Source organism: Roseibium sp. MMSF_3544 (genome assembly GCF_030732845.1).
Classification (GTDB): Bacteria; Pseudomonadota; Alphaproteobacteria; order Rhizobiales; family Stappiaceae; genus Roseibium.
This window is the reverse complement of sequence record NZ_JASHKA010000002.1, coordinates 315364-331046: the sequence shown is the minus strand read 5'-3', so window position 1 is coordinate 331046 and position 15683 is coordinate 315364. Positions and strand designations below refer to the sequence as shown.

Genomic DNA, 15683 nt, shown 5'->3' with positions numbered 1-15683 from the left:
GCCCGTTTGTTGACAAAGTATTGCCCTTCTTTTTCAGGCTGTCTATTCTCCAGTCCGCTAGGCGGACCGATTGAACCATGGCCGAAACAGACCGGAACGAACGCGTCAGATCGCTGGAACGCGGGCTCGAAATCATCGAGTATCTGTCGCGCCACACACGCTCGTCGCTGGCCGACCTGCGCCAGGCGACCGGCTACTCGAACGCGACCTTGCTGCGCCTTCTCGCAAGCCTTCAACATCGCGGATGGGTCCGGCGCAATATCGTCGAGGGGCAATACGAACTGTCACATTCCATCGGCAAGGTCCTTGGAGAAAAGGCGCGCGCGCATCCGCTCGCAGAACTTGCGGGCCCTATTCTTCTGGAGCTCAAGGGACGGCAGACCGGGCTGCCGTCTGATCTCAACGCGGTGGTCGGCGCGGGGCGGATCGAAATCATCGAGAGCACCCGCCTCCGCGGCCCGATGGCGCCGACGCGGACTGCGCTCGGTATCCGTCCGTCGATGGTTCTGTCTGCGCATGGCCGCGCCATTCTCGCTTTTTCTCCCGAGCGGGTTGCCGAACGCCATCTGGAAAGTATCCGCAACATGGCGAGCAAAGAAGAAACACGCCTTATCGAGAGCGGATTTCTGGAACGTGAAATTGCCGAAACGCGGCAGCGGGGCTTTGGGCTGCGCGAGGCTGCCTATTGGCAAGCACCTTTCGACCCGGGTCCGGAGCTCGGCGCGATGGCAGTCCCGATCATTTCAAAGTCCGGCGTGCATGGATCGATCAGTATTCTCTGGATGATAGATGACATGGATATCAACGAAGTGCTGGCCTTCGGCTGCCTGGACGATCTTCAAAAAGCGGCAAAACGCGTTGCAGAGGTGCTGGACCGAGAGCGAATAAAGGCTCCGGATGTTTTGTCGACGCCTCATTGATCCTGTAGTGACCGCAAGAGACGGGTCGCAATTCCCAACCGCTAAAGTTCCAGCCTGTCGCTCATCGCCATCGCGCTCATGCCGCCGTCGATGGTGATGTCCAGCCCCTTGATCCAACCGCTTTCCGGTGAGGCGAGGAAAACGATAACGTCGGCCACTTCCTCCGGCAGGCCTGGCCGTCCGGCCCGTGCGACATTCCTGGCCATCCGATCTCCGAACGCAGCCGCAAAATCCTTCAGGATACCGGTGCTGACCGCTGCCGGGCTGGCTGAGTTCATTCTGAGATCACGAGCGATCATGTTTTCAGTCTCAGCCATGGTCATGACGATCACTGCTTCTTTGGAGAGATTGTACGCCCGCGTCGCGTCGATGCCGCGGTCCGCGATGAAGCCTGGCAGCGCGTGGCGGTCCAGCGCCATCAGGGCCTTGACCTCATCAAGATTGTCATGCCAGTGCGCACCCGCCCGAGAGGCCGTGTTCACGATGGCACTGCCCGGAACCAGCTTGTCGAGCATGCTGTCCATAAAGCTGCGCAGGCCGAACCAGTTCACCTGCAGGATTTTCTCTTCCAGCCCATCGCGTGGCGGCAACCCGGCATTGTTGATGAGCGCATCGTACGTTCCAGACGCGGCATCCGTCGCTGCGCGGATCGAGTCCGGATCGCTGAGATCCGTCTTGATCCAGTTCGCCACCTGAACCTCGGGTTCGGAGATGTCGAACGCGGTAACCTCGTGCCCGAGGTCGCCCAGTTTCTTCGCGACTTCCGCCCCGATGCCCGATGCCCCTCCCGTCAAGGCAACCCTCATGTCGATCCTCCCAGATCCTCTACGGCTTTGACCCTGAACAATCAGGTCATAGAACCTTCACGTCAAATGCGAACCACTTTCAGCTTGGTCTTCAGATCGGTGCGGCAGAACGCGTGCAGGAAGCAGGTCTGTTCGGAGATATCGAGCATTTCCTGAGCCGTCTCGTCGCTTTCGGTGGTTTCCAGGTAGACATGTGTCTCGATCGGATCGGCCTCGCCCGCCTTTCCGGTGCCACCGGAGGCACCGCCGAGCGAGAAGTGGGTGTCCTGGACAATGCGATAGTCGGGAAGGTCCAGTTTCAGCATGGAGACGAAGCGGCCGAACTGGGTCATGAAACAGAAACCGACACCTGCGCTTATCAGCGTGTTGGCATCCGGTGCCCGGCCGTCTTCAGAGCTCAGGAAACGGAAACTTGTTCCGTGCGGCGAATAGAGCATCTGCTGAATGTCCTTGATGCCGTCGGGCCTCAATTCGGCGATGGCACCCGGGTTGAGGCGCCGGTTCTGTTCGTCGGCCAGACTTGAGGCGGCAGCTGCCGTTCCAAGCGCGACCTCCTTTTTCGGCGTCATGCCGACGGGTTCCACAAGCACGAGGTCGGATGCAGCCGCCGCGCTCTTGGCAAAATGATTGCCAGGGTCTTCGAAAAGGTCGCCCTCGATCTCGGCGACCTTGGCTGTCGGCAGCTCCACGCCGTTCTTGCCGAGTTTGAACAGGCTCTCCAGTTTGCCACGCATGAGGCCATTGAGCGGAGACGCATGAACAGCGTTCATCAGGAACGTGTTGAGCTCGCCGTCCTCCAGATCGCAATCGATCTCGACGCGCAGCTCAACAGGTTCTGCTCCGCCTACCATCGTGCGTTTCGGCATAGAACCTTTCATGGTGTAGTAATTGTCCTGGATCAGCCTCAGCTTGCGGATCTCGACACCCTGCATCTCGGCAAGAGCCAGGATCTCGTTCATGTAGCTGGCGATCATGCCGGTCGTCAGAAAAGCCAGGGGGCACGGCGCCTCGTCATAGCCATTGAGATAAGCGCCCTCATCGGAAACGAGACGCCAGGTGTCACCTGTCTTGGCGGATCTGACCAACGCCTCTTTCTGGAACCCGGACAAGGACCGTACCCAGGTCCGCAAGGCGTCACCCTTGCGGTTGTCCGGCGCATCGATGGTCACTTCATCGGCATTCGAAACCTTGAAGAACGGCGCAAAACTGCTCTCACCGATGATGTTTTCGCCAAGCTGTGCCATGTCTCTTTCCTCCGGAAATTCGTTTTTGTTCGCTAGTTGTCGGGGCAACCGGATCAGTTCGTCTCGCTGAGCAGGAAACCGGCAGGCGCTGAGATGGAATGCGGTTCGGCGAAGGCGAGCGCCCCGTCATAGCCAAGGTTCCGGCCGATGCCGGAATGCTTGAAACCGCCGAAGGGGCCGCGCCCGTCCTGCGCCATCGGTCCGTGACCGTTCAGATAGGTGTATCCGGCCTCAAGACGTCGCGCGATCCGCACAGCGCGTTCAGCATCGACGGTCCAGACGGAGGAGCACAAGCCGAACTCGCTGTCGTTCGCCTTTTCGATCGCCTCTTCCTCCGTGCGGAATTTCATGATCGGAAGGCAGGGCCCGAACTGTTCCTCGCGAACCATCTTGAGCGACGGATCGGCGTCGTAGACCAGCGTGGGTTTCTGGAAAAATCCGCCGCCATTGTAAAGATCCTCATCCGGCACCTGGCCGCATTCCTTCAGATCCGCCCCCTTTGCGCGCGCTTCCGCGATCATGTCCTTCACGACCTTGAGCTGACGCGGATTGTTGACCGGGCCCATGGTGGTTTCCGGCAAAAGCCCGTCACCGACCACGGCGCGTTCGCAGGCGGCGGTAAAGCCGTCAACCACCTCGTCGTAGCGGTTTTCGTGCACATACATGCGCTTGAGCGCCATGCAGATCTGGCCGGACGATCCGAAAGTGCCCCAGTACATCTTGTTGAAGGCGTCTTCATTCAGCTCCGCATCTTCCAGGATCAGAGCCGCGTCATTGCCGCCGAGTTCCAGGGTCACCGGCGTCAGGTTCTCGGCTGCGACCTTCATAACATGACGCCCGACCCCGACGGAGCCGGTGAAATTGACCATCCGCACCAGCGGGTGGCCGGTCAGCGTGTCGCCGATCTGTTTGGCATCGCCAGTGATGATATTGACGACGCCAGGTGGCAGCATTTTTGCGATGATTTCAAGCGTCAGCACGGGCGCCATCGCAGAATCTTCCGACGGTTTCACCACCACCGTGTTGCCGGTGACAAGGGCCTGCGGCAGCTTGGCCCCGAGGATCGACAACGGCCAGTTCCAGGGCACGATCAGCGCGGCGACACCGCGCGGCTGACGGGTGATGATCGTGTCGAACTTCGGCCCGACCTCTGCCGGTCCAAGTTCTTCATCGATGGCAATGCGCTCGCCGTAAGCGGCCGCCTGCATAAACCGATCACCGAGCCTGCTCATTTCCAGAAGCGTTTCGCGGGCGATCTTGCCGTGCTCTCGGGTAAAGAGACGCGAGCGATATTTGACGTCTTCCTCATCTGCCGTCAGCGCCGCCGCAATATCTCGCAGCCTGCGCGCCCGTTCCTGATAACCGAGCGCTGCCCAGGCCGGAAAGGCGGCGTGGGCCGCCTCAACGGCGGCGTTCATGTCTTCACGCGACGCGGCTGCGGCATGACCGACAAGTTCGGCCGGCCTTGCGGGATTGTAGAGATCATAGACGGCACCGCCGGAGGCCGGACGCCCTTCCCCGTTGATGAAAATGTCCGTGGTGATGACTTGGTCCATGTTGGTCATGATCTTGTCCTCAGAACTTCCCCTGGTTGTTCCATTCCTCCGGCGGGAGGATTTTTTCAATGACGTCCCAGTGCTCAACAATCCTGCCGTTTTTCAGCCGAAAAATGTCGAAGACGCAGTAGTGGCTTCTGCCCATCTGCATGTGGCTAAGGGTGACGACGAAATTCCCCTGGCCGATCAGCTTGTGGACTTTCCAGTAACGCATCGCTTCGCCACGGGCTGCAAGCCCGGCCGCAAAGGCTTCGAAACCGTCAAGCCCGTCGCCTGCACCCGGATTGTGCTGATGGTATTCGGCGGCGGATAGGAATTCCGGCGCACGGTCCGCTTCGCCGCGGATAAGGCAGGTATCACAAAACGCCTGCACCAGCGCCTTGTTGGCGTCCGTTTTGTCGAGGTCCTCTATCGCCGTGGCACCGTTCGTCATGGTCCGGCCCGACTTTGTTTCCGTCTCGTAGGCCTGGATGACATCCCAGTGTTCGATCACCCGATCGCTTTCGTCGGTATCGAACAGGTCGCCCGTCACCCACCGGCTCTCTTCGTTGTTGAGGCTTTGATAGACATGCAGGAAGACGTACGGCCCGTCCTCGATTGCCCGGACCACCTCGATATGGCGCACCGGGTTGCGTTCCAGGAACGGGCCGAAAAAATCTGCAAAGCCCTGCTGCCCGTCACCAACGCCGGTGGAATGCTGCGTGTAGCGCGCACCCGTGTGTGCGTTCAGCGCCTCCCAGACCTTGCCGTCCCGGATGCCTTCCAGATAGAGCCCGGCGGCGTGATGGATTTTCTGCGTGCCTGTCAGCGATTGCATGGCGAAGGCCTCAAAGCTGGTGGATTTTGCTCAGGATGTGGCCGGACATGCCGCCATCGACCGTCAGGTTGGCGCCACGAAACCACTTCGCATGATCGCTTAGCGCAAAGGCAACAACGGGCGCGATGTCCTGCGGCGTGCCCGGCCGATCCATATGCTTGCGGTCTTCCTCGGCACGCTCGCCCAGCGTTTTCAGGAAGTCTCCCAAGATGGGTGTATCGACCGGTCCCGGACTGATGCAGTTCATGGTGATGTTTCTGTCCCGCCAGGCCCAGCGGTTCTGCATCGTCCACACGATCAGGGCTTCCTTGGAGAGGAAGTAGGAGCGTCCGCCTTCAGCCTCATTGAGACCTTCGGCTGCGCAAAAACCGGCGACGTCGTCCTCCAGCGACAGGTCCATCGTGCGTTTGACCTGGTCGACCGCATTCGGCCAGCCGAAACCCGCCAGCGAGGCAAGGTTCGCAATCGAGGCGCCATCGGCGAGCTTCGGAACCAGCCCGAGCGTCAGGCGTTGCAGACCGTAAAGATTGACCTTCAGAACGGCCTCTGCTGCCATCGTTGGCGGAACACCTGCGATATTGGCGAGACCGTCCGTGCCCTCAGGCAAGTCCGCGACGAGCGCGTCGATCGAATCCGGATCGCTGAGATCGGCCTGGAAGAAACGGTCCGCGTTCTGAGTCTCGTTGCGGTCAACGCCAATGACGGTTGCCCCCTGCTCCTTGAGCAGCCTGCAGGTTTCAGCACCAATCCCGGATGCCGCACCCGTCACGATAAACGTCTTGCCAGTGTTCATTTGAAACCCTCCCGAGGTCAGCCCACCATCGTCAGTGGCAGGAATATTGCGATTTGAGGAAACAGCGCGAGCAACAGCAGCATGAAGGCCATGGCGAACCAGAACGGCCAGATGCCTCTGAATATCTGTCCCATCGGGACACCCGGCGCGATCGACTTCACGACGAAAACATTGAGCCCCACCGGCGGGGAAATCATGCCCATCTCAAGCACGATCACGACAACGATCCCGAACCAGATCATTTTCATGTCGGCCATGGACGGATCGAACCCGAATTCCAGCGCCGCGATGATCGGCAGTACCACCGGAATGGTCAGCACGAGCATGGCAATGCCTTCCAGGAACATGCCGAGAAACATGTAGATGAGGATGATGATGAGAAGGATGCCATAGTCACCGATTGGCAGGGAGGTCATCAGACTCACGAGCTGTCCGGGCAGTTCGGTGATCGACATGAACGGGATGAAGATGAATGCACCGATGATGATGAGAAACACGGTTGCGGACGCCTTCACCGTTTGAAAGATCACCTCCTTGAGGGCTTTGGCGTTGAGCGAGCGCCGCCAGAGCGCCACCAGGAGCGTCAGGAACGCGCCGACGGAAGATGCTTCAACGGGTGTGAAGAAGCCGGTGTACATGCCGCCAATCGTAAGACCCACGACGACGACAAAGGGGAGAGCCGCGAAAGCGGCGGCCCGGCGTTCCTGCCAGCTTGCGCGAGGACCGGGAGGTCCGGCCTGTGGCCGGCGCAGAACCGTCAGATAAATCGCAGCGATGAAGAGCAGCGTCATCAGAATGCCCGGAATGACCCCGGCCATGAACAGGCGGCCAATGCTCTGTTCCGTAAGCACCGCGTAGATGATCATGCCGCCGGACGGTGGGATCAGGAAGCCGAGCGTTCCGCCCGCTGCCACCGATCCGGTCGCAAGACTGTCCGAATACTCAAACTTCTTCATTTCCGGTAGCGCCACCCGACCCATGGTGATGGCGGCGGCGAGCGACGATCCGGAAAGAGCCGCAAAGCCTGCACAGGCGGCAATTGTCGCGGAGGCGAGACCGCCTTTCATGTGCCCCATCCAGCGGTAGGCGGCCGCAAAGAGATCAGCGGACATGCCGGAAACGCCGGCAAGGTTGCCCATCAGTACGAACATCGGAATGACGAGCAGATTGTAGTTCGACGCCGCCTCAAAGGTTTCGCCGGACAGATTGGACATTGCCGTCTTCAGACCGCGGGCCCAGGCCTGGTCCGGGTCCATGCCGAGCAGCAGGAACCTGTTGGCCGTTGCAACGATGGTTCCGACGACACCAACCAGGATCATTGCCAGTGCGACCGGGAACCTCAGCGCCAGCAGCACGAACAGGATCAGGAGCCCGATGACCCCGAGGGCGGTCATGCTGATCACAGCTCTTCTCCCAATCTGATCTGATTGATTTTACCGCGCAGGACCAGCTGGACCGCATCGCTAGCCAGCACGAGCGCGTAGACCGCTACGCATGTGGCGAGCAGGTAATAGAAGGGCTCGTAGGAGATCAGGAGCTGCTGGGTGGTCTCACCGAATTTCGTGGCCTTCTGTCCTGCCGCGATCAGTTCAAAAGCCATCAGCAGCATCAGCGCACCGCCGACGAGACGCAAAACGAACATCGACCATCGCGCAAAGCCAGGCGACATCCGGCTCTCCATGATTTCAATCTCGATATGCGCGCCGCAGCGCCCGCCAAAAGGAATGGCGATTGCCACAAGGATCACCAGGGAGAGGATCATGAGGTCTTCCGCTCCCCGGATCGGTGCGTTCATCACCTTGCGCATGACGAGCACGTTCCAGGTCCCGAACAGTGTCATGAAGGCCAGCATCGCACCGCCGCACAGGAGCGCGACCCAAACGAGCAGCTTGTCCAGCGCCTTGATCCACAACAGATCGGACATTGGTGATCCTCCACGAAATCGGGCGGCGAAAAGCCGCCCGCGCCATTACTTGTTGATCGCGTCGTAGATTTCCTCGGCATTGTCGATGCCGCGGCTGGAATAGTCTTCGAAGATCACCTTCATGCCTTCGGCAACGGCCGCGTCCATCTTGGCGCGCTCCTCGTCCGAAACCTTGATCCAGCTGACCTTTTCCATCTGCGGGGCGGACTTCATGGCTTCAAGCGAACGCTCGTCCGCACCGTGAAAGCTCTGCGCCCCCATCATGGAGAACGTTTCACCGGCGAGATCATCAATGATCGCGCGATGCTCGTCCGACAGTTCGAGATAGCGTTCCTTGTTCATGGCGACAAAAAACACGGCGAACTGGACCGGCACGTTTTCGATGAAATGGCTTGAAACGTCCCAGAAATTCCAGGGCGGCGTCATGTTGTTGTAGGTCGCCGTGGTGCTGTCGATGGTTCCGGTGCTGAGCCCTGTATACATCTCGGTGACGGGCATCTGTACCGGCACTGCGCCAAGAGCTTCGACCAGCGGTGTCGTCATCGCGGCGTACGGCACCATTTTCGTACCGGCCAGCGAGTCGAGCGTCGAATAGTCACCGGTTGCAGCCCAGGCATTGCCCGCAACGGTGAAAACGCCAAGCAGCTTCACGTCTTCGTATTCATCGGCCAGATGCTCGTCATAGACGGACAACAACCGTTCCGTTGCTTCAAGCGCGGTTGTCGCCTTGCCCGGCGGGATGATGAGCATCGTTTTCGGGAAAATCAAAGGGGTGTAAGCCTGAAGGCCAAACGTGATGTCTGCGACACCTTCCACGGCGCGCTTGTACTGCTGCACCGGTCCGGCGCCGAGCTGTCCGGCCGGATAAACCTTGATGGTCAAGGTCCCGTTGGAACGTTTTTCAACCTCTTCCCCGAACCACTTGAACAGCACCGAGTTCGTGTGGTGCTGCGGCGGGACGAAGTTCGCAACGGACAATTCTTCCGCGGAGACTGTGAGCGGGATCATTGACGCGAGCACAATTGCGGCCGCGCCCAACAGCGATTTCGATTTCATGATTTCCTCCCAAATGTCCGCATCAAGGTAGGGGGGATTCGACATCGAAACCATTCATGCTTATTCATAATAGATATGAACAAATTCGATTTTCACAATCTGGATGGCCAGATCCTGCGCACGTTCCTCGTGATTTTGGAAGAGTCCTCCGTCTCTCGTGCGGCGGAGCGGCTCGAAGTCACCCAGTCGGCCGTAAGCCACACGCTGGCAAAGCTTCGGCAAATCCTCGGCGACCCGCTTTTCGTCAGATCCGGGCAAGGCCTGACACCCACGGAAACTGCGCTTTCCCTGAAGGTTCCGGTGCTTGAGGTTCTCGACGGTCTCAAGTCGCTGACCGATCAACGACCCTTCAACCCGACATCGGAAGATATGCATTTTGTTGTGGCTGCGAACGACATGCAGCGCGACCTGATCTTCCCGCCCCTGGTCCGGCGGTTTCAAACGGAGGGCGTGAAGCTCTCCCTTGAATTCAAACCGTCCGGCGTTCCCAGCGTTTCGCTGCTGCGGGACGCCCGGTGCGACATGATCCTGACACCGATCCCGCCCGATGCACCAGACATGATCCAGCACAAGCTGTTTTCCGGCGAGATGATGTGTTTCTTCGACAAGACCTGCACCGAACCGCCAGCGACGATGGCGGCATATCTGGCGGCACAGCATGTGACGGTGCAGTTCGTCCTCGGCGGCGGATCGAACGACGTGTTGCGGGCACCTGACCTGCCTTTCATCCCTAAGCCGACCGTCACCGTTTCGAATTTCTCCGGCATCACACCCTTTGTTCGCGGCACGAAGATGTTGGCGACCGAACTGGAGTACATGCACCTGTCGACGTTACGCGAACTGGATATGGCACCGCTTCCTTTCGAGACGGAAGTCCTGAGCGTGTTCATGGTCTGGCACGAGCGCTCCACAAACGATCCCGCACACAGGTGGCTGCGCGACACGGTGATCGCCAGTTCCCGTCAGCTCAGGATTTCAGATCCAGATCGTCGATGACCGATTGCACCGCCAGTCGAAAGACGTGCTCTTCGGGGCTCGGCGGTGTGTCCGGCCGTGTCATGAGACCGACAGGGCCCTGGGTCATGTCACTGTCGAACGGCAAGCGGACGAGATGGCCGTCGGCCGTCTCGTTATGGACGACACCGGAGGAGATGATCCAGACGGCATCGGTCCGCCGCGTATAGACCCTTCCAAAGGCACCGGACACGGTCACGATCTTGTTCGGGATTTCACCGACGCCATTGGCGATCAGGAAGCGCTCCACCAGCGGTCTGATTGCCGCCCCTTCCGGCGGATAGATCACAGGCCAATGGACGATGTCCTTGACGTTGGGCCTTTCAAGAAGCGGATGGCCTGTGCGGACGACCAGATCGACACGTTCGGAATAAAGCTGCGTGAAAGACACACCCTCCATCGAGGCGGGACGGCCCAGCCTGCCGATGACAAGGTCCAGTTCTCCAAGTTTCAAACGCTCGATCAGGTACCCGTGCGGGCCGTCCATGATCTGCACCGTGACCTTCGGAGCCAGCTCGGAAAACTCCTTGATGACCGGTGGCATGAAACTGGCCGCGACACTCGGCAAGGCGCCAACCTTGAGCATCGTGCGTGCCTGGTCGCCTTCCTGCTCGACCCCATCAAGGCCCTGTTGAAGACTGGCCAGCGAGATCTGCGCGAAGTGCAGAAAGACCTTGCCCTGTTTCGTCAGGGTTATCCCTGCCCTGTTCCGCGTCATCAGCGTCGCACCAATGATCTCTTCAAGCTCCTTGAGCGTCTTGGAAATGGCTGGCTGTGTCAGGCTGAGTTTGTCCGCAGCAAGCTTCAGGCTCGCCTCCTGAGCGATTTCCACGAAGCACTGGATATGGCGGAACTTGATACGCCGATCGATCATTTACATGCCCATATTGGAAACTAAGTGGCCGAATTTCTCATTTTACTTCTCTTTTTTGAACATTCAATATGAAATCAATCAGGGAGGACTGCATGCGCACACAGGTTGTCATTGTTGGAGGAGGCCCCTCCGGGCTGCTGCTTGGCCAGCTGTTGCACCGAAAGGGCATCGAGACGATCATTCTTGAACGCAAGACGCGCGAGTATGTGCTCGGCCGGATTCGTGCCGGCATCCTGGAAACAGGCCTTGTCGACATGATGCGCGAGGCCGGTGTCTCGGAGCGGATGGACAAGGAATGTTTCATCCATCATGGCACCTGCATCTCCTATGAAAACGAGATGTTCGACATCAATTTTCAGAAACTGATTGGTCAGAACGTCATTGTCTACGGCCAGACCGAAGTCACCCGAGACCTCTATGACGCCAGGGATGCATCCGGTGGCCAGACAATCTTTGAAGTCGAGGATGTCGAGATCCGGGACGTCGACACCGACAAGCCCTTTGTCACGTTCACCGTCGACGGCAGTGCGAGACGGATCGACTGCGACTTTGTCGCCGGGTGCGATGGTTTTCATGGCGTCAGCCGCAAGACGATCCCGGACACGGTTCGCAAGGATTACGAGAAGGTGTTCCCCTTCGGTTGGCTCGGCGTCCTGTCTGAAACACCGCCCGTGCATGAGGAACTGATCTATGCCAACTCCGAGCGCGGTTTTGCGCTCTGTTCCATGCGCAACGAAAACCTGTCACGCTACTATGTGCAGTGCAATCTCAGCGACGATGTCTTTGAATGGAGCGATGACCGGTTCTGGGATGAATTGAAGCGCCGTCTGCCGGACTCCGTCGCCGAAAAACTGATCACCGGTCCATCGATTGAAAAGTCGATCGCGCCCCTCAGATCCTTTGTCTGCGAACCAATGCGTTGGGGCAAACTGTTCCTGTGTGGCGATGCCGCCCATATCGTACCGCCGACCGGGGCAAAGGGCCTGAACACGGCTGCCTCCGACGTGCACTACCTGTTTGAAGGTCTCGTCCAGTACTATCAGGACAAGGACACGCAGGGCATCGACCAGTATTCAGAGCGCGCGCTGGCGCGTATCTGGAAAGCAGAGCGCTTCAGTTGGGCGACCACAAACATGCTGCACCGGTTCCCGGATCAGTCGGACTTCGACCTGAAAATGCAACGGGCCGAAATCGAGTCGCTGCATCACAACGAAATCGCGCAGAAATGGTTCGCGCAGAATTATGTGGGATTGCCGTACTGATGCGGATCGCACGGCTGAAATCTGCGGACCTTCACTGGCAGGAGGACGGCGACCCGGGCGGGTTGCCGGTGGTGTTCGCCAATTCTCTCGGAACCGACCTCAGGCTCTGGGACAAGGTCATTGCGCTTTTGCCGCAGGAGGGCCTTCGGCTGATCCGCTTCGACAAGCGTGGGCACGGCCTGTCGTCCTGTCCGCCACCGCCCTATACGATGCAAGGCCTTTCGGACGATACCGAGCAACTTCTGAACGCGATCGGTGTTTCGAGCTGTGTGTTCGTGGGCCTCTCCATCGGCGGCATGATCGGACAGTTATTGGCGAGCCAGCGACCGGATCTGATCCGCGGCCTGGTTCTCTCCAACACGGCTGCCAAGATGGGAACGCCGGAGATGTGGCAGGATCGGATCGATCGCATCCGACAGGACGGTATCGTTTCCATGGCCGACGCCATTCTTGAACGCTGGTTTGGCGCGGATTTTCGCCGGAGCGAGGAATGCACTGCATGGCGATACATGCTGACGCGCACACCTGTTAACGGTTACAACGGTTGCAGCGCGGCGATTGCGGCAACTGACCTGACCTCAACAACCGCCGAGCTCCGCCTGCCCGTGCTTGGCATCGGCGGCGAACAGGATCTGGCAAGCCCGCCGGACCAGGTGCGGGCAACCACCAGTCTGGTGCCGGGAAGCCGATACGCAGAGATTGAAGATGCAGGGCATCTGCCTTGTGTTGAGCGTCCCGACATTTACGCCGCTCACCTGCTGACGTTTCTGAAGGAGGATCTCCATGCCTGAACGCTATGACCAGGGGATGGCCGTCCGCAGAGCCGTCCTTGGAGACGACCATGTTGACCGGGCCGAAAACGGTCGAACGGACCTGGACGGACCGTTTCAAACGCTGATCACCGAGAGCGCCTGGGGCAATGTGTGGGCGTCGGACGGCATCAGCCCGCGCGAACGGTCCATGCTGACGCTTGCCCTTTTGGCGGCGCTTGGGAATTTCGAGGAAATCCCCATGCACATCCGGGCGACGCAGCGGACCGGTGCGAGCAAGCAGGATGTGCTGGAAGCCTTTCAGCACGTTGCGATTTACGCCGGTGTGCCGCGCGCCAACCAGGCGCTGAAACTGGCCAAACAGACATATGCGGAGATGGAGTCCGAATAGGGCTTTCGTCTACCCTGGCAATCGAGGGAGAAACCATGCTCAAACCAGGCGAATACTACCAGCGCGATCGCACCCGCCAGCCACCGGCGCTTACGCCGGACTACAAGACTTCGGTGTCGCGGTCGCCACAATATTCGATGATCAGCCTTCAGAATTCGGTCTCGGAAATTACCGGTCCCGTCTTCGGACACAACGACATCGATCCGCTCGACAAGGATTTGCTGCAAAACTACGCCAAGCCGGGTGAAAGCGCGATCGGCGAGCGGATCATCCTGCACGGACGCGTTCTCGACGAAAGCGCCAAGCCGGTGCCGAACACGCTCGTGGAGATCTGGCAGGCAAATGCGGGTGGCCGGTACCGGCACAAGAAGGACACCTATCTTGCTCCCATCGATCCGAATTTCGGCGGCTGCGGGCGAACTCTCACCGACGAAGACGGCTACTACTATTTCCGCACCGTGAAGCCCGGCGCCTATCCGTGGCGCAACTGGGTGAACAACTGGCGCCCGGCCCATATCCACATGTCGGTCTTCGGTTCCGCCTTTTGCCAGCGCCTGATCACGCAATGCTATTTCGAGGGGGATCCGCTGATCCCGATCTGCCCGATCGTCAACACGATCCCGGACCCGGATGCGATCGAGCAGCTCACCGCGAAGCTGGACCTCAATGAAACAATTCCGCTGGACACGATCGCCTACAAGTTCGACGTGGTCCTGCGCGGACGGCGCTCGACCCTGTTCGAGAACCGTTTGGAAGGGAACTGACCGATGCCTCAGACGCTGAATTACCTCAAGGAATCCGCCTCCCAGACGGCCGGTCCCTATGTTCATATCGGTCTGGCGCCGGGCGCTGCCGGGTTTGATATCTACAAGCAGGAGCTGGGTTGGGACATCGCCGGCCCGCACGCCGCCGGCGAACGCATCCGTGTTGAAGGCATCGTGATGGACGGCATGGGATCCCCCATCAAGGACGTCCTTCTCGAAGTCTGGCAGGCGAATTCCGCCGGCAACTATGCCCATCCGGAAGGCGGCGGCGAGGTCGAAGAAGGGTTTCGCGGCTGGGGCCGCGTCATCACCGATTTCGAAACCGGCGAATGGGCCTTCGAGACGGTCAAGCCCGGGCCCTGCCAGGGCCGCAATGTCGGAACACAGGCACCACATCTCAGCCTCTGGCTTGTTGCACGCGGCATCAATATAGGCCTCAATACCCGCATGTATTTCGAGGACGAAGCGGACGCCAATTCGAAAGATCCCGTTTTGAACCTGATCGAGTGGGAACGCCGGCGGGCAACACTGATTGCCAAAAGAAGTGAACGGGACGGCAAAGCCGTGTATCGCTTTGAGATCAAGCTTCAAGGAGAAGATGAAACCGTCTTTTTCGATATTTGAGTGAGCCAAATGACAAAGCCCTGCATTATCTGCGTTGCCATCACGGGATCGGTAGCGACCAAGGAGAACAACCCGGCAGTACCCGTCACGGTCGCCGAGCAGCTTGAGAGCACCCATGAAGCGTTTGAGGCCGGTGCGTCCATTGTTCATGCCCATGTGAGGAATGACGACCAGTCGCCTTCGTCGGACCCGGAAAAATTCGCCCGCCTCAAAGAGGGCTTAGAAAAACACTGTCCGGGCATGATCGTGCAGTTCTCGACCGGTGGCCGGTCCGGCGCCGGCCAGGCGCGTGGCGGGATGCTTCCGCTCAAGCCCGATATGGCGTCGCTGTCGGTCGGGTCGAACAATTTTCCAACACGTGTCTACGAAAATCCACCCGATCTTGTGGACTGGCTGGCCGGTGAAATGCGGACTTACACGGTCAAACCCGAGATTGAGGCCTTCGATCTCAGCCATATCCACCAGGCGGCGGCCATGAACAAGGACGGGCGCATTCCTGGCAGGCTCTATGTGCAATTCGTGATGGGCGTGAAAAACGCAATGCCGGTCGACCGCGACGTTTTTGACTACTACATCAAGACCGTCCAGCGGCTCGTGCCCGACGCCGAGTGGTGCGCGGCCGGTATCGGAAGATATCAGTTGACGGTCAACGAGTGGTGCATTGCCGCCGGTGGCCACACCCGCACGGGCCTTGAAGACAACGTCCGCTTCGACAAGGACACGCTTGCCCCGTCCAATGCCGCACTCGTTGAACGCGCGGTTGAGCTCTGCGAAAAGCACGAGCGCCCGGTCGCAACCTGGCAGCAGGCCCGCGAGATCCTGGAGCTGCCACTCTAGGGTGCGGACCCATAAATGAAGCCGTACCCCA

General features: G+C 59.4%; 17 protein-coding genes. 8 read left to right on the top strand and 9 right to left on the bottom strand.

Annotated features, from left to right (window positions below; genetic code table 11):
* The first annotated feature begins 77 nt into the window (after positions 1-77).
* On the top strand, positions 78-920 hold the full coding sequence (locus tag RBB47_RS04150) for a helix-turn-helix domain-containing protein (RefSeq protein ID WP_305984481.1): 843 nt from the start codon (positions 78-80) through the stop codon (positions 918-920).
* A gap of 41 nt (positions 921-961) precedes the next feature.
* Here RBB47_RS04150 and RBB47_RS04145 read toward each other — a convergent pair whose 3' ends face one another.
* From RBB47_RS04145 to RBB47_RS04110, 8 genes are all read right to left on the bottom strand, one after another.
* On the bottom strand, positions 962-1726 hold the full coding sequence (locus tag RBB47_RS04145; protein ID WP_305984480.1) for an SDR family oxidoreductase: 765 nt from the start codon (positions 1724-1726) through the stop codon (positions 962-964).
* Between the two features lie 62 nt (positions 1727-1788).
* Complete coding sequence (locus tag RBB47_RS04140) at positions 1789-2970, bottom strand: OsmC family protein (RefSeq protein WP_305984479.1); 1182 nt, start codon at positions 2968-2970, stop codon at positions 1789-1791.
* A gap of 53 nt (positions 2971-3023) precedes the next feature.
* Positions 3024-4535 (bottom strand): aldehyde dehydrogenase family protein, encoded by a 1512-nt coding sequence (locus RBB47_RS04135; RefSeq protein WP_305984478.1) that lies wholly within the window; start codon positions 4533-4535, stop codon positions 3024-3026.
* Positions 4536-4545: 10 nt separating this feature from the next.
* Positions 4546-5343 carry a nuclear transport factor 2 family protein gene (locus RBB47_RS04130; RefSeq protein ID WP_305984477.1) on the bottom strand — a complete coding sequence of 266 codons (798 nt, stop codon included), beginning with the start codon at positions 5341-5343 and terminating at the stop codon, positions 4546-4548.
* Positions 5344-5353: 10 nt separating this feature from the next.
* Complete coding sequence (locus RBB47_RS04125) at positions 5354-6136, bottom strand: coniferyl-alcohol dehydrogenase (RefSeq protein ID WP_305984476.1); 783 nt, start codon at positions 6134-6136, stop codon at positions 5354-5356.
* Between the two features lie 17 nt (positions 6137-6153).
* Complete coding sequence (locus RBB47_RS04120; RefSeq protein ID WP_305984600.1) at positions 6154-7530, bottom strand: TRAP transporter large permease; 1377 nt, start codon at positions 7528-7530, stop codon at positions 6154-6156.
* A 5-nt stretch (positions 7531-7535) separates the two neighbouring features.
* A complete protein-coding gene (locus RBB47_RS04115) occupies positions 7536-8060 on the bottom strand; it encodes a TRAP transporter small permease (RefSeq protein WP_305984475.1) in 525 nt (174 codons plus the stop codon).
* Between the two features lie 45 nt (positions 8061-8105).
* On the bottom strand, positions 8106-9116 hold the full coding sequence (locus tag RBB47_RS04110) for a TRAP transporter substrate-binding protein (RefSeq protein WP_305984474.1): 1011 nt from the start codon (positions 9114-9116) through the stop codon (positions 8106-8108).
* A 75-nt stretch (positions 9117-9191) separates the two neighbouring features.
* Here RBB47_RS04110 and RBB47_RS04105 point away from each other — a divergent pair, with 75 nt between their 5' ends.
* Positions 9192-10112, top strand: a complete 921-nt coding sequence (locus RBB47_RS04105; RefSeq protein ID WP_305984473.1) for a LysR family transcriptional regulator — start codon at positions 9192-9194, stop codon at positions 10110-10112.
* Here the strand turns inward: RBB47_RS04105 and pcaQ are convergent.
* Entirely contained in the window at positions 10084-11004 is a 921-nt protein-coding gene (gene pcaQ, locus RBB47_RS04100; protein ID WP_305984472.1) for a pca operon transcription factor PcaQ, read from the bottom strand. The genes RBB47_RS04105 and pcaQ overlap by 29 nt on opposite strands.
* 92 nt (positions 11005-11096) lie before the next feature.
* Between pcaQ and pobA the strand changes: the two genes are divergently transcribed.
* From pobA to RBB47_RS04070, 6 genes are read left to right on the top strand one after another with little or no spacing between them, the layout of a single operon-like run.
* Positions 11097-12266, top strand: a complete 1170-nt coding sequence (gene pobA, locus RBB47_RS04095; RefSeq protein WP_305984471.1) for a 4-hydroxybenzoate 3-monooxygenase — start codon at positions 11097-11099, stop codon at positions 12264-12266.
* Positions 12266-13057 (top strand): 3-oxoadipate enol-lactonase, encoded by a 792-nt coding sequence (gene pcaD, locus RBB47_RS04090; RefSeq protein WP_305984470.1) that lies wholly within the window; start codon positions 12266-12268, stop codon positions 13055-13057. Before pobA ends, pcaD begins: the two co-directional genes overlap by 1 nt.
* A complete protein-coding gene (pcaC, locus tag RBB47_RS04085) occupies positions 13050-13427 on the top strand; it encodes a 4-carboxymuconolactone decarboxylase (protein WP_305984469.1) in 378 nt (125 codons plus the stop codon). Before pcaD ends, pcaC begins: the two co-directional genes overlap by 8 nt.
* A gap of 35 nt (positions 13428-13462) precedes the next feature.
* On the top strand, positions 13463-14191 hold the full coding sequence (pcaH, locus tag RBB47_RS04080) for a protocatechuate 3,4-dioxygenase subunit beta (protein WP_305984468.1): 729 nt from the start codon (positions 13463-13465) through the stop codon (positions 14189-14191).
* Between the two features lie 3 nt (positions 14192-14194).
* Entirely contained in the window at positions 14195-14815 is a 621-nt protein-coding gene (gene pcaG / locus RBB47_RS04075) for a protocatechuate 3,4-dioxygenase subunit alpha (protein WP_305984467.1), read from the top strand.
* Positions 14816-14824: 9 nt separating this feature from the next.
* The gene (locus RBB47_RS04070) at positions 14825-15652 is read left to right on the top strand and encodes a 3-keto-5-aminohexanoate cleavage protein (RefSeq protein WP_305984466.1); all 828 of its coding nucleotides are present in this window, start codon (positions 14825-14827) and stop codon (positions 15650-15652) included.
* Positions 15653-15683 lie beyond the last annotated feature (31 nt).